At 69.2% G+C, this 20,963-nt stretch carries 23 protein-coding genes; 7 read left to right on the forward strand and 16 right to left on the reverse strand.

Annotated features, from left to right (window positions below; translation table 11 throughout):
- The 10 genes from ABR737_RS02695 to ABR737_RS02740 are packed head-to-tail and all read right to left on the reverse strand — an operon-like array spanning nucleotide 1 to nucleotide 7,731.
- Complete coding sequence (locus tag ABR737_RS02695) at nucleotides 1-720, reverse strand: hypothetical protein (RefSeq protein ID WP_350248557.1); 720 nt, start codon at nucleotides 718-720, stop codon at nucleotides 1-3.
- A gap of 13 nt (nucleotides 721-733) precedes the next feature.
- Nucleotides 734-1,159: a hypothetical protein gene (locus ABR737_RS02700; protein ID WP_350248558.1), complete on the reverse strand. Its 426-nt coding sequence runs from the start codon at nucleotides 1,157-1,159 to the stop codon at nucleotides 734-736.
- Nucleotides 1,156-2,388: a cytochrome P450 gene (locus ABR737_RS02705; RefSeq protein WP_350248559.1), complete on the reverse strand. Its 1,233-nt coding sequence runs from the start codon at nucleotides 2,386-2,388 to the stop codon at nucleotides 1,156-1,158. The genes ABR737_RS02700 and ABR737_RS02705 overlap by 4 nt, the downstream gene beginning before the upstream one ends.
- Before the next feature lie 55 nt (nucleotides 2,389-2,443).
- The gene (locus tag ABR737_RS02710; protein WP_350248560.1) at nucleotides 2,444-3,697 is read right to left on the reverse strand and encodes an acyl-CoA dehydrogenase family protein; all 1,254 of its coding nucleotides are present in this window, start codon (nucleotides 3,695-3,697) and stop codon (nucleotides 2,444-2,446) included.
- Between the two features lie 53 nt (nucleotides 3,698-3,750).
- Nucleotides 3,751-4,290: a GAF domain-containing protein gene (locus tag ABR737_RS02715; RefSeq protein WP_350248561.1), complete on the reverse strand. Its 540-nt coding sequence runs from the start codon at nucleotides 4,288-4,290 to the stop codon at nucleotides 3,751-3,753.
- The gene (locus ABR737_RS02720; RefSeq protein WP_350248562.1) at nucleotides 4,287-4,913 is read right to left on the reverse strand and encodes a GTP-binding protein; all 627 of its coding nucleotides are present in this window, start codon (nucleotides 4,911-4,913) and stop codon (nucleotides 4,287-4,289) included. The genes ABR737_RS02715 and ABR737_RS02720 overlap by 4 nt, the downstream gene beginning before the upstream one ends.
- Nucleotides 4,891-5,247 (reverse strand): DUF742 domain-containing protein, encoded by a 357-nt coding sequence (locus ABR737_RS02725; protein ID WP_350248563.1) that lies wholly within the window; start codon nucleotides 5,245-5,247, stop codon nucleotides 4,891-4,893. The genes ABR737_RS02720 and ABR737_RS02725 overlap by 23 nt, the downstream gene beginning before the upstream one ends.
- Nucleotide 5,248: 1 nt before the next feature.
- A complete protein-coding gene (locus ABR737_RS02730; protein ID WP_350248564.1) occupies nucleotides 5,249-5,707 on the reverse strand; it encodes a roadblock/LC7 domain-containing protein in 459 nt (152 codons plus the stop codon).
- Between the two features lie 31 nt (nucleotides 5,708-5,738).
- Nucleotides 5,739-7,241, reverse strand: coding sequence for a histidine kinase (locus tag ABR737_RS02735; RefSeq protein ID WP_350248565.1), 1,503 nt, complete (start codon nucleotides 7,239-7,241; stop codon nucleotides 5,739-5,741).
- Nucleotides 7,234-7,731: a DUF6415 family natural product biosynthesis protein gene (locus ABR737_RS02740; protein ID WP_350248566.1), complete on the reverse strand. Its 498-nt coding sequence runs from the start codon at nucleotides 7,729-7,731 to the stop codon at nucleotides 7,234-7,236. Before ABR737_RS02740 ends, ABR737_RS02735 begins: the two co-directional genes overlap by 8 nt.
- Nucleotides 7,732-8,540: 809 nt before the next feature.
- Between ABR737_RS02740 and ABR737_RS02745 the strand changes: the two genes are divergently transcribed.
- The 4 genes from ABR737_RS02745 (at nucleotide 8,541) to ABR737_RS02760 (ending at nucleotide 10,949) form a co-directional block, all read left to right on the forward strand.
- Complete coding sequence (locus ABR737_RS02745; RefSeq protein WP_350248567.1) at nucleotides 8,541-9,020, forward strand: ATP-binding protein; 480 nt, start codon at nucleotides 8,541-8,543, stop codon at nucleotides 9,018-9,020.
- Nucleotides 9,017-10,072, forward strand: coding sequence for an aldo/keto reductase (locus ABR737_RS02750; RefSeq protein ID WP_350248568.1), 1,056 nt, complete (start codon nucleotides 9,017-9,019; stop codon nucleotides 10,070-10,072). Before ABR737_RS02745 ends, ABR737_RS02750 begins: the two co-directional genes overlap by 4 nt.
- A gap of 128 nt (nucleotides 10,073-10,200) precedes the next feature.
- Nucleotides 10,201-10,542, forward strand: a complete 342-nt coding sequence (locus ABR737_RS02755; RefSeq protein ID WP_350248569.1) for a hypothetical protein — start codon at nucleotides 10,201-10,203, stop codon at nucleotides 10,540-10,542.
- A gap of 110 nt (nucleotides 10,543-10,652) precedes the next feature.
- Nucleotides 10,653-10,949 carry a hypothetical protein gene (locus ABR737_RS02760; RefSeq protein ID WP_350248570.1) on the forward strand — a complete coding sequence of 99 codons (297 nt, stop codon included), beginning with the start codon at nucleotides 10,653-10,655 and terminating at the stop codon, nucleotides 10,947-10,949.
- On the opposite strand, the gene ABR737_RS02765 is transcribed toward ABR737_RS02760, so the two are convergent.
- The 4 genes from ABR737_RS02765 to ABR737_RS02780 are packed head-to-tail and all read right to left on the reverse strand — an operon-like array spanning nucleotide 10,946 to nucleotide 15,470.
- On the reverse strand, nucleotides 10,946-11,875 hold the full coding sequence (locus tag ABR737_RS02765; protein ID WP_350248571.1) for a bifunctional diaminohydroxyphosphoribosylaminopyrimidine deaminase/5-amino-6-(5-phosphoribosylamino)uracil reductase RibD: 930 nt from the start codon (nucleotides 11,873-11,875) through the stop codon (nucleotides 10,946-10,948). The genes ABR737_RS02760 and ABR737_RS02765 overlap by 4 nt on opposite strands.
- A 10-nt stretch (nucleotides 11,876-11,885) precedes the next feature.
- Nucleotides 11,886-13,286: an NsdA family TPR-like regulatory protein gene (locus ABR737_RS02770; protein ID WP_350248572.1), complete on the reverse strand. Its 1,401-nt coding sequence runs from the start codon at nucleotides 13,284-13,286 to the stop codon at nucleotides 11,886-11,888.
- A 37-nt stretch (nucleotides 13,287-13,323) separates the two neighbouring features.
- Entirely contained in the window at nucleotides 13,324-14,082 is a 759-nt protein-coding gene (locus ABR737_RS02775) for a 2'-5' RNA ligase family protein (protein ID WP_350248573.1), read from the reverse strand.
- Between the two features lie 8 nt (nucleotides 14,083-14,090).
- Nucleotides 14,091-15,470 carry an NsdA family TPR-like regulatory protein gene (locus tag ABR737_RS02780; RefSeq protein ID WP_350248574.1) on the reverse strand — a complete coding sequence of 460 codons (1,380 nt, stop codon included), beginning with the start codon at nucleotides 15,468-15,470 and terminating at the stop codon, nucleotides 14,091-14,093.
- Nucleotides 15,471-16,079: 609 nt separating this feature from the next.
- Between ABR737_RS02780 and ABR737_RS02785 the strand changes: the two genes are divergently transcribed.
- From ABR737_RS02785 to ABR737_RS02795, 3 genes are all read left to right on the forward strand, one after another.
- On the forward strand, nucleotides 16,080-16,979 hold the full coding sequence (locus ABR737_RS02785; RefSeq protein ID WP_350248575.1) for a helix-turn-helix domain-containing protein: 900 nt from the start codon (nucleotides 16,080-16,082) through the stop codon (nucleotides 16,977-16,979).
- The gene (locus ABR737_RS02790; protein WP_350248576.1) at nucleotides 16,979-17,221 is read left to right on the forward strand and encodes a DUF397 domain-containing protein; all 243 of its coding nucleotides are present in this window, start codon (nucleotides 16,979-16,981) and stop codon (nucleotides 17,219-17,221) included. Before ABR737_RS02785 ends, ABR737_RS02790 begins: the two co-directional genes overlap by 1 nt.
- Before the next feature lie 88 nt (nucleotides 17,222-17,309).
- Nucleotides 17,310-18,137: an SDR family oxidoreductase gene (locus tag ABR737_RS02795; protein ID WP_350248577.1), complete on the forward strand. Its 828-nt coding sequence runs from the start codon at nucleotides 17,310-17,312 to the stop codon at nucleotides 18,135-18,137.
- A 21-nt stretch (nucleotides 18,138-18,158) separates the two neighbouring features.
- Here the strand turns inward: ABR737_RS02795 and ABR737_RS02800 are convergent, their stop codons facing one another.
- Together ABR737_RS02800 and ABR737_RS02805 are read right to left on the reverse strand one after the other, a co-directional pair.
- A complete protein-coding gene (locus tag ABR737_RS02800) occupies nucleotides 18,159-19,733 on the reverse strand; it encodes an amidase family protein (protein WP_350248578.1) in 1,575 nt (524 codons plus the stop codon).
- Nucleotides 19,730-20,950 carry an MAB_1171c family putative transporter gene (locus tag ABR737_RS02805; protein ID WP_350248579.1) on the reverse strand — a complete coding sequence of 407 codons (1,221 nt, stop codon included), beginning with the start codon at nucleotides 20,948-20,950 and terminating at the stop codon, nucleotides 19,730-19,732. The genes ABR737_RS02800 and ABR737_RS02805 overlap by 4 nt, the downstream gene beginning before the upstream one ends.
- Between the last annotated feature and the right edge of the window lie 13 nt (nucleotides 20,951-20,963).

Below are 20,963 nucleotides of genomic sequence, written 5' to 3' on the forward strand. Positions count from 1 at the left end.
TCATCCCCACACCGGCCCCGGAACGTCGACCGGGCACCGGCCTGTGCCGGTGCGCGCGGGCAGGCCGGCCGTGGACAGCGTGGTCTCGTCGAGTTCGGCGTTGCGCAGCTGGCGCAACAACTGGCGGGCGACGACCCTGTGGATGCGGTCGTCGTCGAGCCGCACGTCCTGGTCGAGCAGGGGCGACGCGGTGGGGGAGTACACGGTGCCGCGCACCCCGACGATCTCCGCCTCCCGCACCCGCACCGCGATGAAGCCCCGCTGCAGGACCTGGCACGCCTCCAGGGCGCGGACGGCGTCCTTGGCGCACACCGCGGGGGTGGCGGTCGTGATGTCGGTGGGGAACGTCAGGGTCGCCCGGGTGCTGTCGTCCACGTGCAGCAGCCACAGCACCCCGCGGTCATCACGGTCCGGCTCGCCCTTGCAAACCGCGCACTTCAAGGCGGCGTCCATCACTTCGCGCTGCCGGACGGGGTGGTGGTGGGCCATCGCCACCGGACCGGAGGCCACTCCGCCCCACCGCTCCCACAGGATGTTGTCGACGTCGCGGTCGTCGGGACGTTCGTCCTCGTAGCAGACGTGCCCGTGCTCGTCGAAGAGCACGGTGACATCGCACAGGAACTCGCCCTGGCGGGGGGCGATGTAGAGCGGACTGTCCGGGGCCGGGCGTCCTGCGGTGGCGGGCCGGCCGGGGGCGGTGGGAAGGCTGAGGGGGTGCACGGGAGGCTCCTGGTCAGGAAATGAGGATCCGGCTGCCGAGGGCATGCAGGGCGAGTTGAAGGAGCAGCGGAGCGGTGAACACGCGCCCGCAGGGGCGCCAGCGGATCCACCGGGCGTCGTCGTGCGCCGCGAGGGTGCCAGGCGACGGCGGAAGCCTGATCGTCGAGCCGTCGCTCAGGTAGCGGACGGGCTCGGGCCAGCCGGGATCGTCCGATAGCGAGGGGACGAAGAACGCCCAGCCGCCTGTGAGGGTGACGACGGCCCCCACCGGGTCGAGCGGGTGGCGGCCGAGGGTGTCGAGGGCGTCGCGGGCCAGGGGTTCGGGCACGACGACGGCATCGAGGCCGTGACCGGTGGGGAAGGCGCCGCCGCTGTGGAGCAGCAGGCGGTCGGCGAGGTCTACCTCGCGCGGTAAGGCGGCCGAGGCGCGGGAGTTCACCGCGGCCTCCTCAAGGTGACGTGGGGCGCCGTGGCGTCCCCGGCGTACGGCGAGGTCTCGACCGCAACCGGCACGCTGGAGTATCCGCGCACGGTGTTGTGGACGGCGCGGACCGGGTCGCCGGCCAGTTCCAGGTGGGTGCACCGGTGCGCGAGCGCCCGCAGCAGACAGCGGGCCTGCATCAGGGCCAGCGACACACCCGGGCACTGATGCGCGCCGCCGCCCAGGGCCAGATGCCGGTCGACGAACGGGCGGGCCAGGTCGTAGGCGTCGGCCCGCGTCCACTTGTGCTCATCCCGCCCGGTGGAGCCGTAGAGCAGCCACACCTGCTCACCGGCCTCGATCCGCACGCCGCCCAGGTCGGTCGTGCGGGACACGATCCGGCCGCGTCCTTGTATCGGGGCGTCCAGACGCAGCGCCTCGTGAAAGGCCGCCTCCGCCCGATTGGGGTCCTTGCGCAGCCGGGTCCACTGGATCGGGTCCAGGGCGAGCCGGGCGATCGTCTCGGCCAGCCCGAGGACGGTGGTGTCCACGCTGGCGGCCGCATAGTCGCAGACCAGCCGCACGGCCTCCGCCTCGGTGAGGCGGCCTCGGTCTGCTGCCGCGTACGCGGCGCCCGCCAGGGATCTGGGGTCGACGGCTTCGCGGCTGATCGCCCGCTCCAGGGCGGCGCGCATCGCGGCAGCCTCTGGCAGGGCCTGGCTCAGGCGGTCGTTGTCGGGGCCGAATACATCGAAGGTGCCGCCCAGCAGGGTGGTGTGCTCGGGCTCGGCAAGCCCCACCAGGTGTCCGATGGTGTCGCACACCATCTGCCTCGACAGCCCGACGGCATCGAAGGAGCCGCTCTCGGTGTGCTCCGCCACCAGGCGCCGGGCACGAGCGGAGAGCTCTTCGCGCAGTTGGGAGATCGCCCGAGGGCCCATCCGCCGGGCCAGGACCTGCCGCAGCCGGGCATGCTCCTCACCGTCGCGGGACACCACCGAGTCGGCGAGGAACCCGGTGTTGGCCTGCTCCGTGAGCGCCACCCCGCCCATCGAGGTGAAGGTGTCCGGGTCCTGGAGGACGGCCTGCACCTCGGCGTAGCCGGGCACGGCCCACACCCCGTGCTTCTCCAGGTGGACGGCTGGCCCCGTGGCGCGCAGCGCCGCGTACGTGGGGTAGGGGTCGGCCAGGACGCGCTCGTCGAACAGACTGAGGGAACTGCTGGGGGCGACTGTGTGCGGGGGCATCGGGAGTCTCCAGAGAAGGGGGACAGGACGCAGGGGGTGCGCGTCCTGCGCGGGATCAGGCCGGCACGGCCGTCACGGGGTGGGGTGCGGCGGGCTCCGGTCCGGTGAAGCGGCGGGAGTAGTCGCCCTTGGCCAGGCCCAGGGCGGTCTCGGCCAGCCGCAGCAGCTGGATGTCGGAGGTACCGGCGGGCGCGTAGATGTGGTGCGCGTCGCGCAGGTATCGCTCCATGGGGCGGTCGGTGTGCAGTCCCGCGGCCGCGTGGATCTCCATCGCGGTGCGCGCGGAGTCCAGCGCGTATTCCGTGTTGACGTACTTGGCATTCATCAACTCGGCGTCGCACGAGGGGAGGTCGGTGCGCTTCTCGGGGTCGTCGTCCTCGGGCCGGTGGCGGTCGAGGAGGCTCGCCGCGTGGTAGGCAGTGAGCCGGGCTGTCATCAGCCGCGACTGGATCTGGCCGAGCTTGGCCCGGACGGTCGGCAACTCGTGCAGGGGCTTGCCGTAGCGGATGCGCTCGTGGCAGAAGGCCGTGGTGGTCTCCAGGATCGCTTCGTGTATGCCCAAGGCCACGGCGGTCAGATTGGGTCGGCCGTACAGGATGCTGGAGGAGTAGGCGACGTCCCGGCCGTCGCCCTCGGCGCCGAGCCGGTTGGCGGCGGGAATGCGGCAGTTGTCGAAGACCAGCTCGCCGAAGGAGAAGCCGTGCAAGCCGAGGGTCTCCTGGTGCGGGGAGCATGTCAGTCCGGTCCGGTCGGACTCGACGAGGAAGGCGGTCAGCCCCCGGGAGCCCTCACCAGTACGGGCGACGACGCCGTGGAGGTGACCGATGTGGGAGTTGCCGACGTACATTTTGGCGCCGTTGAGGACGTAGTCGTCGCCGTCGCGCTCGGCGGTCATCTGCATGCCGAGTACGTGACTTCCGGAGACCTCCTCGGTCACCGCGATCGTGGGCAGGCACGTTCCGGCGGCGATTTGCGGCAGCCAGACGCGCCTCTGCTCGGCGGTCCCGAAATGCATGATCTTCGCTGTGCCGAGCTGAGACGCCTGCACCATCGCGCCCATCGCGGCGCTGATTCGGGAGAGTTCCGTGATGATGACGGTCTTGGCGAGGTGGCCGACGGCCATCCCGCCGTACTCCGAGCCGATTGTGGCGCCGATCCAACCGCGCCGGGCGATCTGCCCGGCCAGCTTGTGCTCGATGCGGTGGCTGGTCTCCATGTCGGCTACGCGGGGCGCGACGGCGGTCTCCGCAAATGTGCGTACCTCGTGACGGAGCTGCAGGTGGCTAGCGGTCAGGAACGAGTCGGACACTGGATTCCCCTCCCATGGGACACCCGGACCGGGTGTCGGCGGCGAAGCGGTGACTACGGAAGACGTATGCCGGCGCGCTCATACACGAGGCGCTGCACGCGGTCGCGGTACCGCTTGATCAGAGCGAGGGAGGCCTGGCCGGTGGACTGGTCCTTGACCTCCAGCCCGACGAAGCACACGGTGCCGAAGACGTCGCCGCCAGTGCCGTCGGGGTCATGGATGAGGGGGGCTCCGGCGTAGGTCTCGATGCCGAGGTGGTCCACGACTGGGTTCACCGAGAAGCGCGGCTTGGCGTAGACGTTGGGCAGGACAAGGGCCGTGGTGCGGCGGGCGACCTCGGGGCAGTAGCCCCAGTCCGGGGCCATCGATCGCTCCACCTGCGGCAGTCCGTTGCTCGGGGGAGAGGACAGCCCGACGAATTCCTGTCGGCCGGTGGCCGGGTCAAACGCGTTGACGATGGCGTACGGAACGCCGGCTGCGGCCGCCAGCTCGGTTGCGATCGCGTCCAGCTGCGGGTCGACGCGGTCCAGGCCGAGGCGCTGCAGCAGTTGGGAACGGGCATCGGCGGCGGGGGTGTGGCGTGCGGGGATCATGGGCGGGCTCCGGGGGTGACGATCGGGGAGGCGGGGAGGCGGAACAGGGCGTGGCGGACGAGGTCGGTGAGGGCGTCGAGAACGGACTGCCGGTCGCGGACGTCACACGCGATGACCGGGACGCTGGCTTCCAGGCGTAGGGCATCGCGGACCTCGTCGAGCAGGTAGCGCGGGGCGTGGTCGAAGAGGTTCACCGCGACGAGAAAGGGCAGCTTCTGTGCCTCGAAGTAGGCCACGACATCGAAGGCGTCCTCCAAACGGCGGGTGTCGACCAGCACAACGGCGCCGGCCGCCCGGTAGGAGAGGTCGTCCCAGATGTTGCTGAAGCGGTTCTGTCCAGGGGTGCCGAAGAGCATCAGCACGATGCCGTGTTCCGGATCCCCGGTGGGGAGGGTGATCCTGCCGAAGTCCATGGCCACAGTCGTGGTCGTCTTGGACTCCACCCCCGCCAGGACGTCGATGCCCTCGCTGGCCTGGGTCATGACGGCTTCGGTGAGCAGAGGCCGGACCTCCGTGACCGCGCTGACCAGGGTCGTCTTACCGGTGCCGAAGGCCCCGGACACCACGATCTTGACCTTGCGCAGGCGCGGAGGCGACGGCTCAGAGGGCGCGTAAACCGACAAGGACCTTCTCCAGGAGTTCTCGGTCGGGGCCGTCGTCGCTCTCAGCGATGGCCAGGGCATGGAGGTGGAGCAGATCGGCGGCGAGAATCTTGGCCACCTGTACGGGCTGACCCAGATGGAATGCGATCTCGGCGACCGCCTGGGGAGTCGCGCACAGCCACCGGATCCGCTCGCCCTCCGGCCCGAGGTCGACCTCGGCAGGCGTCGGCCGGGCGGCCAGCAGCGTGTCCAGCTGCAGCTCGTATGCGGGACGGGTGCGCCCGCCGGTGAGCGTGTAGGGCCGTAGTCGCTGCCGGCTCGCAGGGACGGCAGTTCCCTGGTCGGGGACAGCCACGTCACTGGGCCGGCCGGGTTGCCGCGGGGCCGGTAGCGAGCGGGGCGCTGCGGACTGGGTCGAGCAGATGCGCATACATCTGCTCGATCCACTGCCGCATCTCGTAGCCGACCGCGCCCACGTCGGCCGTTGCGGTGGTCCGCACCGCCAGCAGCGCACCGCTCATGTGCGGGACGGTGTGCGGGCCGTCCGCCCGCATGATGAACAGCGTGCCGGAGTCATGCTCGATGGCCGTCTGCTGCACCTGGCCCGGCGCGCCGTGGAAGACCCCGCTCGACAAGGAGGCGAGCCCGCTGACCCCCGCGGCGAGTCGGTCCGCGTCCTTGTCCGAGAGTCCTGCGCGTTCCTTCGCGAGACCGTCGGAGGTGACGAGGACGGCCACCTCTACGCCGGGGACGCGGCTGACGAAGTCCGCCAGGAGTTGGCCCAGAGCGCTCAACTCGGTGGTGTGCTGTGACATGGAGATTCTCCAGATGAGGGGGAGGGCGAGGTCACTCGCCGGGGAAGGTGCGGGGTGCCGCCTGCTGCGCCCCCGCGCGGAAGTTCGCAAAGAGTCCGGGTGTGGGGCCTCTGGTGGCCACCGGTGCAGGGGCGGACCGGGCGTCTCTCGGTGAGGCCGTGTCAGGGCGCCGCGGCAGGGGGGCGCGCCCCGCCGTGGGGGCCTCGGCAGCATGTCGGCGCTCGTCCGCTTCCATCGCCAACGGATGCGCAGCCACCACGGGATGAGCCGCTCCGGCACGACTCTGGTGCACTTCGAGGCCGGGGCGCAGGTGCTGGGGCGTTGAGGCCTCCGCCGGCGCGGTCTCGTGCTGGTGCACAGGCAGGGGGGCGGTCATCAGGGCGGTGTTGGGTATGAACGCGAAGGCGCTCACTCCGGGCCCATCATTGTTCGCCTGCAATTGCACGTTGATCCCGCAGCGTTGGGCGAGCTGTCCGGTGACTACCAGACCGATGCGTCCGGCTCGAAGGTAGGCGTGGACGTCTACCAGGTGCGGGGCGGCCAACTGCTGGTTCAGTTGTTGTAGTTGCGGAGGCCCCATAGACAGGCCGCGGTCCCGGACGGCGATCACCAGACCGCCTTGCTGCTCTGTCCCGGAAAGGTGCACCTCGGTCCGGGAGTCGGAGAAGCGGGTCGCGTTCTCCAGCAGTTCGGCAAGGAGGTGGACGATGCTGAGGCCCAGGTGCCCGGGGAAGGCGAGCTTGTCGGACGGGCGCCCGACGATCCGAACCCGGTCGTAAAACTCGATCTCCTCCAGTGCGTGCCGCATAGCGGTGATCACCGGCAGGGGCTCGCGTGTTCGACCCGCGAGACCTTGCCCACCCAGGATCGCAATGTTGTCCGTCGACCTGCGCAACTGGGTCACCAGATTGTCGATGCGGAAGAGGCTGTTGAGCGTGTCGGGATCCTCGATGCTGTTCTCTGCCTTATCGAGGGCCTCCACAGTCCGGCTGACCAGCGCGTTCTGCCGTTGCGCGATAGTCCGGAGCAGATCTGTCTGGGCGCGCTCCCCTACCGCGTTCTGCTGCTGGAGCTGCGCCGCCCGGACGATGGCCTGGTCCACCTCGGCCCGCGCGAGGAACAGCAGCTGTTCCGCGGCGTAAACGGGATCTGCGCTGAGCGAGCCCGTGAACTCCGGTGCGGCCGCCGCACCGGCGCCGACACCCCCCTCCACCCGCTCCACGGCTTCCTTGATCGCCGTGCGCAGATCGTCCACGCCGCTCACCAGGTTCTCCAGGTGACCGTCTACGTCTCTCAGTGCGGCATCGGCACGGCGAATGCCGTACAGGGTGAGCCCGAGCCAGGCCGCGGCGGCACTGGGCGCCGCCACGGAGAGGGGGATCTGCGCGGCCTGATTCGCTGCCCAAGCGGCGGTCGCCGCGATGCCGGTTCCCAGCATCGGCCGCAAGGCGATCCCACGCAGCGAAGCCTGGCTCAGCGGTGCCGATCCGGACTCCCGCCGGCGGAGTCGAGTCGGGCGGCGGTGCTCAGACATGCGTTTCCTCACGGTGACTGGCCCATCGGGCATCGGCGGGCGGGAGGGGTATGGGGTGGACGGACAGTGCCCGACTGCGGAGCCGCCGAGGCTCCGCACTGTCGGCGCGGACATGGGCGAGCAGCTCTTGGACGCTCTCGGCGGCCATCACCAGGTGGATCCGCGATTCCATATAGCCGGGCGGCCAGGGCGGCCTCGCCAGTTGGCGTGCCCGGCCGAGTCCCGCAGACGTCTGCGAATCCGTGCCGATCGCCCGGACAAGGTCCTGCAGGTGGGAGGAGAACCGAACGAGGAGCTGATCGACGTCGGTCTGCCCCACAGGGAGTAGCGCGTCATCGCCCAGTACCAGATGGACGTCCCGCTCGGCGCTGACGGCAAACGAGCTGGCCTCCAGGGGAAGTCGCTTGCCTGCCGTGCGCGGCCCCCACCACAGGCACGGAGCCACCACGGCACGTCGAACGCGCCGAGGGGACAAGACGGTGCGGATCATCGGAACTCCGGAGGGGATGGGGTGCGAATGCGGATGGGGAACTCATCCGGAACTAAGCGTGATCGCCTTGTCGCGGCAGCGGTACGCCAAAGCGTGGCCACCTCGTGGCCATGTCGGAGGCGCCCGGCGGTCAGCCTTGGCGCTCTCGTCGCTCTCCTGCCGGGTGTAAATGGGGTGGAACCCGCCCATTGTTAAGGGCTTCTCGCGGTGCACGCGGCGCGTGGCCATCTCGTGGCCACCTTCACGGAACTGCTTGACAGTGCCGGGGTGAACTGCTCTAACAGTCGGGCTATTTGTGGTATTTGATCCACATTCCGTCCTTGGCCGAGCACCGATTTTGAGGCGTCAAGGCGCCCGGAGTGTGCTGGGCAATGACCGCGAGCGTGGTCTGCGGGGGTGATTCAGGAGCATTTGCGGCGTCGAGCGTGAAGTGCTTGCGGTGAGCGCCGTCGAGGTTGCCACCGGTCTCGACCGGGCATCCGATCGAACGCCACGAGAGGGCCAAAATGCTGAACTCGTCCCCCGGACGGCTGATCGGGATTCCGTCACCGGGAAGGAGTCGGGCCGCGTTATGGCAGGTCCAGCGCTCATGGGGGACGAGCGGGCGTGAGGAGGCTGTCCTTTCCGCAATGCGAGCGGACGGGGCGGTTCGGCTCCCGCAGGCGCCACGATGTTGATCGGCCCAGGCGAGATGGCCACAACGTGGCCAAGGTTTGGCGTACCGGTGCCACAGTCCGTCGGCCAGGGTTGGTGATGGGTCGGATTTCCGGCCCGCGCCACAAGGCGTCTCGAAACGCAGGGAGACGAAGGTGCCGCCGACAGCTGCCGATCTGATCCGGGAACTGCCCTTGGGGCCCCTGGTCGACCACCACGTCTTCGCGCTCGCCGCCGAGGAGGAACCGCTGACTTGGGCCCGTGTGACGGTCCGCAGGCTGCTCAAAGACCGAGCCGGTCAGACATGGATCGACGACACCGTGCTCGTCGCCACCGAACTGCTGACCAACGCAATCCGACACGCGGGCGGGCCTGTATCCCTGACCCTCGACCTCTATGAGAAGGGCGTCACCGTGGGCGTCGCTGACCGCGGACGGGACACCACTGTCATTCCGAACGCACCCGTCAATTTCCTGGCCGGCCTGCAGGGCGACGCGGCCGGGGTAGAGGACCTGCCAGAGGGCGGCCGAGGTCTGCACCTGGTCTCCGCCTTCGCCACCGGCTGGGGCGTCGAGCCCGCCAGCGAGGGCAAGGTCGTGACTGCCGCCTTCTGCCTGGCGGGGAGCGCCGCGTGACCCCTCACGATCTCGGAGTCCGGCACTTGTGCCGCGGGATCATCACCCACCCGCTCGGGCTCCACTGCGACGTCTCCACCAGCAACGTCCCACCGGACGGATCGCCGAGGGTCAGCCGAATCCTCAACGGACTGCACCGTGCCGTCGCGCAGCAGGCAACCTTCTTCGACACCTCCGACTCCTACGGCTACGGGCACTCTGAACGGGTCATCGGCCACTTCGTACGCGAGAACCCGGACCTGCCCCTCCAACTGAGCAGCAAGGTCGGCCAGATACGCGGCAGTGCAGAGCACGCGTACGCGGGCCGGCACATTCATCACCAGCTCGAGCAGACCCTGGAGAACCTGTACGCCGAGGAGCTCCACCTCTATACGCTGGACAGCTTCGATTTCGGCCCCGGGGATCGCTACCTGGGCAATGCCATTGAGTCCATGCGCACGCTCCGGGAAGTGGGAGCGATCAGGGCGATCGGGATGCGCGGGCCGTTCACGCACTACGCGGCTTCCGCCGAGGAGTGGGCCGCTCAGGCCGAGCGATTCTTGTATCTGTTCCGGCTGATAAAGCCGGACGTGGTCTGGACCCGGTTCAACGCGTTCACCCCCGCTGTGTCCCTCGAAGGGCAGGACCTGTTCACCTTCACGGCGCGGCACGGAGTCGGCCTGGTGCTGGCGGCTCCCCTGGCCCACGGCGTACTCGCGGGAAGCGGCGCGGGGGGAGCCGCGTCGCCCGCACCGGTCTCTGCGCAACGTGCCGGTCGGATGTCTTCGCTCAGGGATCGCGTCGATGAACAACTGCACGACCTGCATCGTCACTTCGGCGACGCGCCCGGCACCCTGACGCGGCTTGCTCTTCGCTCGTGCCTGCAGCGCGGCGATCAATGCGTGGTCGTCGTCGGCTTCAGCACCGCGGAACAGGTGGAGCAGAACTACAGCTGCCTCGGAGATCCGCTCACCGCGACAGAGCTCCGCATCGTCGACGACGTCTACGCCGGCCTCCGCGCTCAGGTCCAGGAGACGGCACCCCGCGAACCCGTCAGGGAACTCCAACCATGAACACCGGACTTCCGTCCCGCGCCGCAGCATCGCTCCCCGCGTGCGCAGACCACCACGCGCGACCGACCCGGCCTGCGAGCGGGTGCCGGTACACAGACCTGACCGATCCGCGAGAGACAGGACCCGCCATGGACGAAGTGCCGGAGCAGAAGCGCTGGATAAGCCTGGGGCTGCTGTTCGGAGGGCACACCCCGCCCACCGAGGCCATGCCGCTCACCTTTCCGGCGAGCAGCCCGCCGGTTCCGCCCGAGGCGCCCGCCCCGTACACCACCGAGGAACTCGAGGACGAAGAGACGATGCGCGCCGCGGGCTACGCGCCGAAGGTCCGGTTCCCCGGCGCCCGCTCCATGCCCTGGCCCAGCGAGTGCATCACCTGCGGCCAACCCCGCAGGCCCTCGCTCCAGGACGTCGAGCGGGGAATGAGGTGCCAGCACGTCTGGGGGCGCAACTCCCCTACGTTCCGCCGATGAGGCGGGCCCAAGTACCCGAGCGGCATGAAGTCTTCGCATGCAAGTTGTGCCCGTGCAAGGGGACCAACCAGCAGATTCGCGGTGTCGGCGCGCGGATGGAGGCGTACCGCGTGTGCAGTTCGTGCGACTTCTGGCTGACGTGCTTGGGCTACTTGATGCTCGGCGACCAGGATCCCGACGGGCGTCGCGTGCTGAGGATCGACGGCCGCCACTACCTGACGTGGAGCGAGGGGCAGGGTTTCCCGCCCGAGATCGGATACGCCGGGGTCGAGGAGTGGCACTACATCCTGCTGAACGACCCGCAGGGCACCGTGTACGCGACCCATCGGGTCTGGCTCATGGGCACCATCCCAGGTGCCTTCCGAGACCGAATGCCCGATAACGCCGCTTTCGCACCAGCACCCTAGACGGCGCCAGGCTGTTCGCCGTCATGCAGCCGGCCGTGAGTGGGGCGCCGCTCGGCGGAGACGATGAGCTGACCGCCGGCGCGAGTGACCTGAGACAGGACGAAGCCGTCGGGGAACAACGCCGGGGCGGACGGCGGGGCCTGAGAGGGCCCCGGCACCGGCTGGACGAGGGTGAAGCGGTCCACCATTGCCGCGGTGAGCAACTGCTTGGTCAGTTCCGAGGGACCGACGAGCAGCACCGTGCGCGCCCCGGCCTCGGTGAGTGCGGCGACCGCGTCCCCTGGCTCGTCGGGTACCGGTGAGGCGGGCACGCTGAAGGCGCGACCATGGCTGGCTGCCCGGCCTTCTTCGGCCGAGCCGTCAATCGAGATCACCAGATCGTGCGCGGGACGCTGGCGCTCGACCTCGCCGAGCGCTTCTGCAGCAGGAGCGAGGGTGAAACCCGCGGCGTCCGTCTGGATGAGCAGGTGCAGGACGGGGCGCTGGCCCGACAGGGAGGCGTGCCAGGGCCCGAGCACCGTCAGCGCTTCCGTCTCCAGGACATGCGTGTGGACGTCGACTCCAGCCTGGCGCAGGCGCGCGGCGCCACCCTCGCCCCGCGAGGTGGGGTCCATGACGGCGATCAGCACGCGCGCGATCTTGGCGTCCAGGAGAGCCTGGTGGCAGGCTGGCGTGAGGCCTTCGTGGTTGCAGGGCTCCAGCGTCACGACGGCCGTGCCGCCCGCGGCCCGGCTGCCGGCGGCAGCGAGCGCGTTGACCTCGGCGTGCGCGGCCCCTTTGCGCAGGTGGTAACCCTCGCCCACTGTGCGGCCCTCGGCGTCCAGGATCACGCAGCCGACGGCCGGGTTCGGGCTGGTGGCGCCCAGCCCGCTCGCGGAGATGATGATGGCGCGACGCATCGCCGCCAGCTCCACCGACGTGGGCATGGACCCTCCCTCAGCTCTGCGCGACGGCCCGGATCAGCTCGGCCACCCCGGGAGTGCCAGGGGAGGAGCGCATCGCGTCAACGGCAGAGATCGTCTCACGGAGGGTTCGCGTCGAGCCTCCGCTGCGGGCGACCACCAGCGCCTGACGCGCCTGGTCGACGCCCTCATCCACATCGCCGTTGCGCGCATGGGCGGTGGCGAGCCGAGCGTGCAGCAGACCGCGGTCACGGCGGTAGATCTTCGGCAAGGAGGCCAGCGCGGTGGACAGGATCGGGACGGCTCGGTCGGGGCGCCCCAGCAGGAGCCAACAGTTCGCTCGCTGTCCCTCCAGGTACGCCGGGGTCGCGAAGTCTCCGTGCCCGCTGCGGCCGTCTCCGGCGCCCTCGGGTCGTGCGGCGAAGATCTCGGCCCGATCAATGAGCCGGTGGCACGCCACCTCGTCCCCGGCAAGGGCGTAGCCGTGGGCTTCTTGCTGGAGGGCGGCGGCGCGCATCTGCGGGGTGATGGCGTGGTCGTAGCGCTGGACGGCACGGGAGAGGCTGATGCTCGGCGCGGCGTGGCCGCTGGCGGTGGCCTGCTGCGCACGCCGGAACAGGGTCCAGGCGGTCATCACGTCGTCGCCGGCTTCGACGGCCCACGCCATGGCCTGGTTCGTCCAGTGCTTGGCCTGCGCGGTGCCCGCGGCGTCGGTGGCGCAGTCCTCGTGAAGCCAGGCAGCGGACTCGGCATAGCGGGAAGCGAGGACCAGCGCCTGGCCGCGCAGGTGAGGCCCGGAGTACTCGAGAAGCTCTTCGAGTACACCGAGGTTCTGATGGACGCCGTCCAGCGCGTGTCGAGGTCCCAGAAGGTTGTCGCTCTGGACGAGCATGTGCCACATCTCGCGCAGATGCAGGAGGACAGCTTCCGTCTGGTCGGGCGTCATCCGGTCGAGGTGAGGACGGGTGGTGCCCCCGAGGTACCCGGGAACGGGAAGGAGAGGAAGTGCCGCTGCTGAGCTGCCGGCCAGGAGCAGCTGGCGTCGGTCCACGTCTGCGCCTTCCTGCGGGAGGAACGGGCTTGGGGTGAGGATTCCCCCTTGCGCCGGTTCCGACCCGAGGGGGCCCTGGGGATCCGGGGAACTGCCAGCTGCTTCGGCGGTGCCGTCCGCGCCGCCTGCGTCGAGGGTGCCGAACAGTAGCGTGACGGGCTGCTGGAAGAGGTGTTCCAAGATGGTCCGGGTGTCCCGCTGCGGCAGGCCCTTGAGTTCGCCGGCCATCCACCGGTCGAAGGTCCGGCGGGCCACGGTGACGTCCGCGAGCCGGGCATTGCCGGACTGTGCGGCCAGCTCTCGCCCCGTGCAGGCGAAGTGGGTGCTGAAGGTTTCGATGGTGGTCCAGCCCCTCTCCTGAACCAGCTGACGAAACAGCGTCATCCTCACCGTTTGCACTTCATCCCTCCCTGGTTTCCTGTCACCCCTGCTGGCGGCCGGACGGGGCGGGCAGTTCCAAGCGCGGGCGTAGGGGAACGCTGCGCACGACGCGCCACTTGTAGGTCGGCACGGGACCGGTGGTGCGCCAGAGTTCGACGAGTTCCACGCTGCTGATCTCCAGGTAGACCGGTTCAAGGGTGCGCAGGCGGGCCACGCTATCGATCACGGGTCCAGCGGGGCGCTCCCGGTTGCTGTACTGCACGCCCAGGTGGGGCCGGAAAGCGATGGTGGGCTTGCCGCCGGGAACGCCAGAACGTTGGCCTGCCTCGCTGAGGGCGGTATGCAGCCGGATCAGCGGCGACCACGGGGCGAGAGTGAAGCGGACCGCCCCTCGAGATCCCGCCATGGGGTGGGCAGCGAGCTGGAACGACGTCAACGGCAGCTCTTCCACCAGATCGCCAAGGAGACGCACCTGATCATTGGACACCTGGTCGGTGCTGCCGATGCGGGTCAAGGTCACATGCAATCCGTCCCTGGGGACGGGGTCCATGCCCAAGTGCGCGAGCGCGTCCTGGCAGTGCCTCGCGCGGGTCATCAGGTCGTCGGCTTCGGGGAACGTCAGCATCCAGTAGTAGGCGCGGAATCCGTCCGACCAACCCGGGCGTGCCCAGTGGTTCGTCATCTGCTCGACGGCGGTGAATGCTTGCCAATCGTGATCGACGAGGAGATCGGGGCGGTCGAGGTCCGGGGGCGGACGGTGTGGAAACGCTCCGGGGAAGACGTCCAGTTCGGGCGTCACGGTTCTCCTCACTGCTGCTGCGCGAGCTCCACGCCCGAGCCGCTGACGATCGATCTGGCCTGGGGGCGTGAGCGCCAGGTCCGAAGTTCCTCGGCATAGTCACCTACATCGGGCTCGCCATGCCAGCGCCCTGCCTTCTCGTACAGCTCGTTCGCCCGCTGCCACACGGACGTGATGGGGGCGGTGGTGCCGGCGTGGAGCGCGCGCCGCCCCAGAGCCATGGCGTGCTCCACCTCCGGCTGCTTGTGCTGCAGAAGCGCCGCGGCGACATCGAGCCGGACCAGTGACCGGCTCCACTCGGAGTCGGACTCCTCGATCAGGCCGTCGATCTGTTCAGCGCAGGACAGCACCTCGCCCGTATCGTCGAGGGACAAGCGCGCGGTGATCTCGTTGGCCAGGGTCCGGGCCAGGCTGTAGGGCGCGAAGGAGATACACGAGGTGATCCCGGCGGGCAGGGAGGACTGCTGTTCGGAAAGGTCCAGCGCTCTGCCGATGGCTCGCTCCGCGCCCCGTCGGTCGCCGAGCCGGGCCAGAGCCCGCGCTCGTCCGTTGACCAGGAGCCGGATGGCCTGCCCGTTCTGGGGCGCCAGGTCGATCCCGGCGGCCGCGGCGGCGTCGGCCTCGGCGTAACGCTGCTGGTAGTACAGGCTCAGGGACCGGGTGCCAGCGGCCCACATCTGCAGCGGCGTGTCTCCCACGTGCTCGGCGAGAGTTTCGGCCTGCACGCAGTAGGCCTCCGCGACGGCTGGCTCGGCCCCGGCATTGACGGCCATGTACGCCAAGAGGCCCGCCGCCCGGCCGGTGAGTCTGAACAGCTCGGCGTGCACCGAGGGAAGCTGCTGACGGCCACCCAGCAGGGCGCCGAGGGCACCCCGCAGGACACGTGCCTCACCAGCCAGTACTTGTGGGCCATGAGTCTCGTATCGGTCGACAATCCCTTGGATTTCTGCACCGAAATGATCCAATACAGCCGCATCTACACTGGATTGCGTTAACAACTCCGTCTGCGTGAGCACAGCCAGCGGGTCGTCGAAGGCCCCTGCGGGGCGAAGGGCTGTGGCCGCGGAGCGCGTGGGACCCGCCGGGCTGGAATCGGCGGCAACTTCCTCATCCGCGCCGTCCGGGGGGCCGAACAGAAGCGCGACAGGCACCTGGAAGAGGTGCTCCAGGATGATCCGGGTGTCCCGCTGAGGCATACCCCTCAGCTCACCGGCCATCCACCGGTCGAAGGTGCGGCGGGCGACGGTGACGTCCGCGAGGCGATCCCTTCCCGTCTGTTCGGCCAGCTCCCTCCTCGCATTCGTGAAGTGGGTGCTGAACGTCTCGACCGTGGTCCAGCCACGCTCCTGAACCAGCTGACGGAACAGCGTCATTCGCGTCGTATGCACGTCAACCTCCAGGACGTTTGTCTACCGCCGGCGTCGCCGAGTCGTACTGACTCGCTCGTCGGGACTGAGGTGCGGCGAGACCGACCCCACGGTGTTCTGCCTCTGGCTGGTCGCGATCGCCCTCGCTGCCAGCCCTGCCGGAGGCGTCGCGGGGCGGGCCCGACAGAGCGTCGAAGGGGAACCCCAGAAGGTATTCCAATACCCGGGTGCCCCGCTGCGGCACGCCTGCCATTTCGCCGCGCATCCACCGGTCGAACGTACGTCGGGCGATCGAGAACCCCAAGAGGCGGGGAGAGCCGTCCTTCAGGGCAAGGTCACGGGAGGCCCGCTCCAAGTGATAGGCAAAGACGCACCAGTTGTCCCATTGGCGCTCTTGGAGCAACTCGCGGAACAACGTGGGGCGGGGCATCCTTGGCAGCCCTCCTCGGACAGCGGTGGAACCAGCAGCGGCCCGCGCAGCCGACGGCACATGTCATGAGTAGCGACGGCGCCGACACGGATCGTGACCCTGGCCAGGATGGCTCAACGGCCGACCCCAAGCAACATGGTTGAGCAAATTGCTGAAGAGATTGGTTGTCGGGATCGCGTCGAGCCGTCACACTGGCCACCATGTCGCATGGGAACGAGGCCCCCGGGTCGCTGATGCTCCGTGAAGTCGGCGTCCTCTTCCGCCAGTTGCGTGAGCGGCGGGATCTGACGCAGGGCGACGTCGCTGAACTTCTCGGGCGGCATAACCCGCCCTTCACCTTGGACGGCACCGCGGTGAGCAGGCTCGAACTGGGCCGACGAAAGCGAGTCAGCCCGGAGCTCGCGGAAGCGATCCTGGACTGTCTTGAGGCCGAGCCAGCCGAGCGCCGCGAGGTGATGGCCTTCCTGCAGGCCGACACGACGCCGAACAGTCCCCGGCCCGCGCTGTGGCGCCGAAATGCCGACCTGCTCGGCCCGATGCGCTTCGAGGGCTTCCTCACCCTGGAGCGACGCGCCTGGGGCGAGGACAACTACGAGCCCAAGGTCGTCCCGGGACTCCTCCAGACCCGTGAATACGCCGAGTACGTCATCTCCGCGATGCGTGAAGGCCTGCGTCCTGCCGAGATCAAAGGCCTCGTGGACATCCGCCTGGACCGCCAGAGCCGCATCGCCGACGGGGCGCTGCGTCAATTCCGCGCGCTACTCGACGAGGAAGGGCTGCGCAAGACCGTCAAGGACAAGGTGATCCTCAAGGGCCAGCTCGACCGCTTGCTCCTTGAGTCCGAGAAGCCCAGGAACACTATCCGCGTTCTGCCCGAGTCCGTGGACTGCCACCCTGGCACATCAGGAGCCTTCGTCCTCATGCACTTCCCCGAACCGGCCCGCTCCGTCGTGTGGTTGGAAAACATGGTCAGCTCGGGATATTTCGATGAAGCGCTGTACACGGATGCGTATACAGGGGCCTTCGACAGCCTCTGGCAGCGGGCGCTCGACCCGGATGACACCCGCGTGTTGCTCAAGAAGATGATTAAGGAGCTGTAGTGACCGTAGAAAAGCCTGATCCGTCCACCTTGGATCTGAGCGAAGTCGAGTGGCAGGTGTCGACATTCGACAGCGGCGGAGGGGGCAACTGCATCAGGTTCGCGCGCCAGGGGAGGTGGATCCTGATCGGCGACTCGCTCAACCCTGATGGACTGCCGCTGGTGTTCACCGAGAAGGAGCTCGAGGCAGCCATCCTCGGTGCCAAGGCTGGCCAATTCGACCACCTGGCCGGGCTCGGCTGACACCCCGGCAAATACGGAGACCTCTACCGCGGTGGTCGTCCCGATCGGAGTTGGGGCGACCACCCAGTGCGATCTACCGTTGCCATCCATGACGCTTCTGATTATCGGCGGCAGCGGTTTCCTGGGAGCCGAGCTGCTCCAGCAGGCGCGAGCGGCCGGGTACTCCTCGGCCGCGACGTACGCGACCGCGCCCGGCGACGCCTCCCGGGCCGCGTGGCATCACCTTGATCTACGGAACGTCGGGCGCCTGGAGGCGGTCGTGGACGAGACGGATCCGCGCCTGATCATCAACGCTTCGAGCGGCGGTGCCGACTGGGTGGTCACCGCTACGGGCCCCATCCAGCTCGCGATGCTGGCGGCCAGACGGGGAGCCCGCATGGTTCAGGTGTCCTCGGACGCCGTGTTCTCCGGCGCCTCAGTCGACTACAAGGAGACCGCACTTCCCGACCCCGTCACCCCGTACGGCGCAGCCAAAGCCGCAGCGGAGACCGGGGTCCTGGCCGTGTATCCGGAGGCCGTCGTTGCCCGCACGTCGCTGATCATCGGTTACGGGCGGTCCGAGCACGAACGCCTCGTTCACGATCTCGCCTCCGGCGCCGTCGACGGAGCCCTGTACACCGACGACGTCCGCTGTCCGGTACACGTCACCGACCTGGCCGCCGCACTCCTGGAGCTGGCACTGAGTGACGCGGCCGGCATCCACCACCTTGCCGGGGCCGATGCCCTGAGCCGTCACGAACTCGGCGTCCTCATCGCCGAACGCGACGGGCTTGACCCCGCACGTCTCCCCGCGAGCTTGCGGGCGGACAGTGCCCTTCCGGGAGCCATCGATGTTCGCCTCCGCAGCCAGGCGACCCAGCGGCAACTGAACACCGTGCTGCGCGGGGCACGCGAGTTTCTGCGTCCCGGTGCGTGACACGGCTGACCTTCCTGGAACTCACACGGAGAACGCTGATGGCCGGATGGGTTCGGGAAGTCGGGAGGCGAGTTGTTTGGCCGCTTCGAGGACGGTGCGGTCTCCCAGGTACGGGCCGATGATCTGGATGGCCAGCGGCAGCCCGGCCTCGGTCTTGCCAGCGGGGAGCACCAAGGAGGGCAGGCCGACCGGGCCGGTCAAGTTGAGCCAGCCGGTCTGGTCGTAGAACGAGCGCTTCTTGCCGTCGACGGTGATGTACCGCTGCGGTGCCGGCGTGCTGGTCTGGTCGGGCACGGCGGCCGTGGGCGCGGCGGGGGTGATGAGGATGTCGTGCTCGTCGAAGTAGCTGTCCCAGGTCGCGCGGAGTTTCTGGCGTGCTTCATCGGCGACGCACCAGTCGCGGTGGCGCATGGTGCGGGAGTGCAGGAACAGGCCGCTCGGGTCGTCTGCCGGGATCTTCTCGGCCGCTGCGACGTCGGCCGAGAACGCGGCATCGGTGGCGGTGGCCGAGGCTGTGGCGTACATGAGGCGTTGGAACAGCTTGTCGCTTTCGGCGAAGTCGACGGGCCTGGTGGAGTCGTCGACGGTGGCGCCGAGCCCGCGGACGAGCTTGGCGACCTGGTCGAGGAGGGCGCGGGTGTCGGCGTCGACACGGCAGTACGCGTCGTCGGCCCAGATGCCGACCTTGTAGTGGCGGAGCTTGGTCTTGGCCGGGGCCGGCAGGTCGATCTTCCAGCCGGCGCGGTCGGCGGGTGAGGGCGCGGCGATGACGTCCAGGAGGAGGCCGAGGTCCTCGACGCTCCGGGCGATCGGGCCGAGCGTGATCATGTCGCTGCTGGTGTTCCAGCCGGGCAGGCGGGGGATGTGGCCGCGGGTGGGCACGATCGGGCTGGCGCCGCGGGAGGTCCGCAGCGCGTAGACACCGCAGTACGCGGCGGGAAGGCGCAGCGAGCCGGCGAGGTCGGAGCCGACTTCGAGGCTGGTGAAACCGGCGGCGACTGCGGCAGCCGGGCCGCCGGAGGAGCCGCCGGCGGTCTTCTCGGCGTCGAAGGGGTTCACGGTCTTGCCGAAGATCGGGTTCGACGTCTGGATGTCCTGGCACATGGTGGGCACGTTGGTGTGGCCGATGATGATCGCGCCGGCGTTGCGCAGCAGCGCGATGACGTCGGCATCACGGTCGGGAACGTGGTCGGTCAGGCTGGGGGACCCGCACGTGGTGCGCATCCCCTTGACCTCGAGGGCGTCCTTCACCGTCATCGGCAGGCCGTGGAGCGGACCGAGCGGCTTGCCGGTCGTGGCGAGGTGCTGGTCCGCCTTGTCGGCGGCCGCGCGGGCCCCGGCGGCGTCGAGGGTGACGATGGCGTTCAGCTTCGGGTTCGCCTTGGCGATGTGTTCGAGGTGCTGCTCCAGCAGGCTGCGGCTGGTGATCCGGCGCTCGCGAAGAGCGGCCAGCTGGTCGCCGGCGGACGTCTGCCACAGCGGGGTCGTGCTGCGTGGTCTTCTACCGAGACCGGGGTGCGCACTGGCTGAGGACATCATGGCGGTGGTGGTGGCGAGGGCAGTCGTGGCGGCGAGGACGGTGCGGCGGAGGATCACGTGCGGGCTCCTGAAGTGGTGCTGGAGAGGTCGGCGGTGTGTGCCCGTGGGAGAGGCGGGGTGAAGAAGTCGGCGACTCGCTCGAGGTGGAGCAGTTCCTCCGCGGCCGTGGGCAGGGGCAGGTGCACGTCGGCGTATTCGGTGGGAGCGTCGACCGGGGCATCTGCGTAGAAGCGGACGAGGGCAGCGTGGATCTGGTCCGCGGTGACTGCCGCCGCCAGCGTGGCGCCGTCCAGTCCTTCGCCGGCGCGGCGGGCTTCGGACTCGCTGCGTGCGGTGGGGTCGAGGTAGCGGCGCAGCAGCTTCTGGCCGTGGCGGATCTCGACGCGGCGCCGCAGCAGCGGGAAGTGTGCGCTGCGCCCGTGCAGGAGCGCGTCGTGCTGGGGGTCCGGCTGGAGCAGGGTGATCTTAGGATGGGCCTCCGCCAGGGCGGTCCACAGTTTCCGCAGGCGCCGGTACGACAGGTGCGTGTTCGCCCAGGTCCTGGTGTTGCCGATGCGCCGGGACAGGGTCGGCAGGAAGTAGCCGATCTGCGTGAGGGTGGCGCCCACGTCGCCGCAGAGCCAGGCGTAGGGGTCGAGGCCCTTGACGCTGAAGTCGAAGATCCCGCCGACGACGCCTGCGATGCGGATCGCGCAGTAGCCGAAGGTGATGGCCGCGCCGACCGCGACGAGGCGCAGGCCGGTGGCGATCGAGCGGTTGTTCGCGGAGCGCGCGTACTTCCAGCAGGACCGCACCAGGTAGACCTCGGCCACGGTGTACGCGCCGATGTAGAGCGTCATGTAGGCCTGGAAGAAGTGATCGTGCGCGTAGTAGTTCGAGAAGTCGGTGGGCCGCTGAGCGGTGGGTGTCAGCAGGGCGAAGAGCACTGCCATCCCGATGATCACGCCGACGGCTGCGAGGAGCAGATGACGGCTCCGGCGCCGGGCCTCTTCAGCGGGCCGGGACCAGTAGGCGAGGACGGCAGCCTGGAGCGCGAACACGAGGATCACGCAGCTCTGGGCCAGAGGCACGGCAATGTTCGTGACGCCGAAGGTGCTGTCGATGCGCACCCAGACCCAGGTGATCGAGACGAAGTAGCTGAGGGCCGAGAACCCGTAGGTGAACGCGAGGGCGATCACTGCGGGGTTGCGCGGGCGCTTGCCCAGGTCGCGGAGCAGGAAGAGGAACCCGGTGCCGGCGATCACCAGGCACAGGGGGTGGAGTATGTCTTTCACGGTGCTCAGTTCT

Origin of the sequence: Streptomyces sp. Edi2 (assembly GCF_040253635.1) — a bacterium.
Lineage (GTDB): Bacteria > Actinomycetota > Actinomycetes > Streptomycetales > Streptomycetaceae > Streptomyces.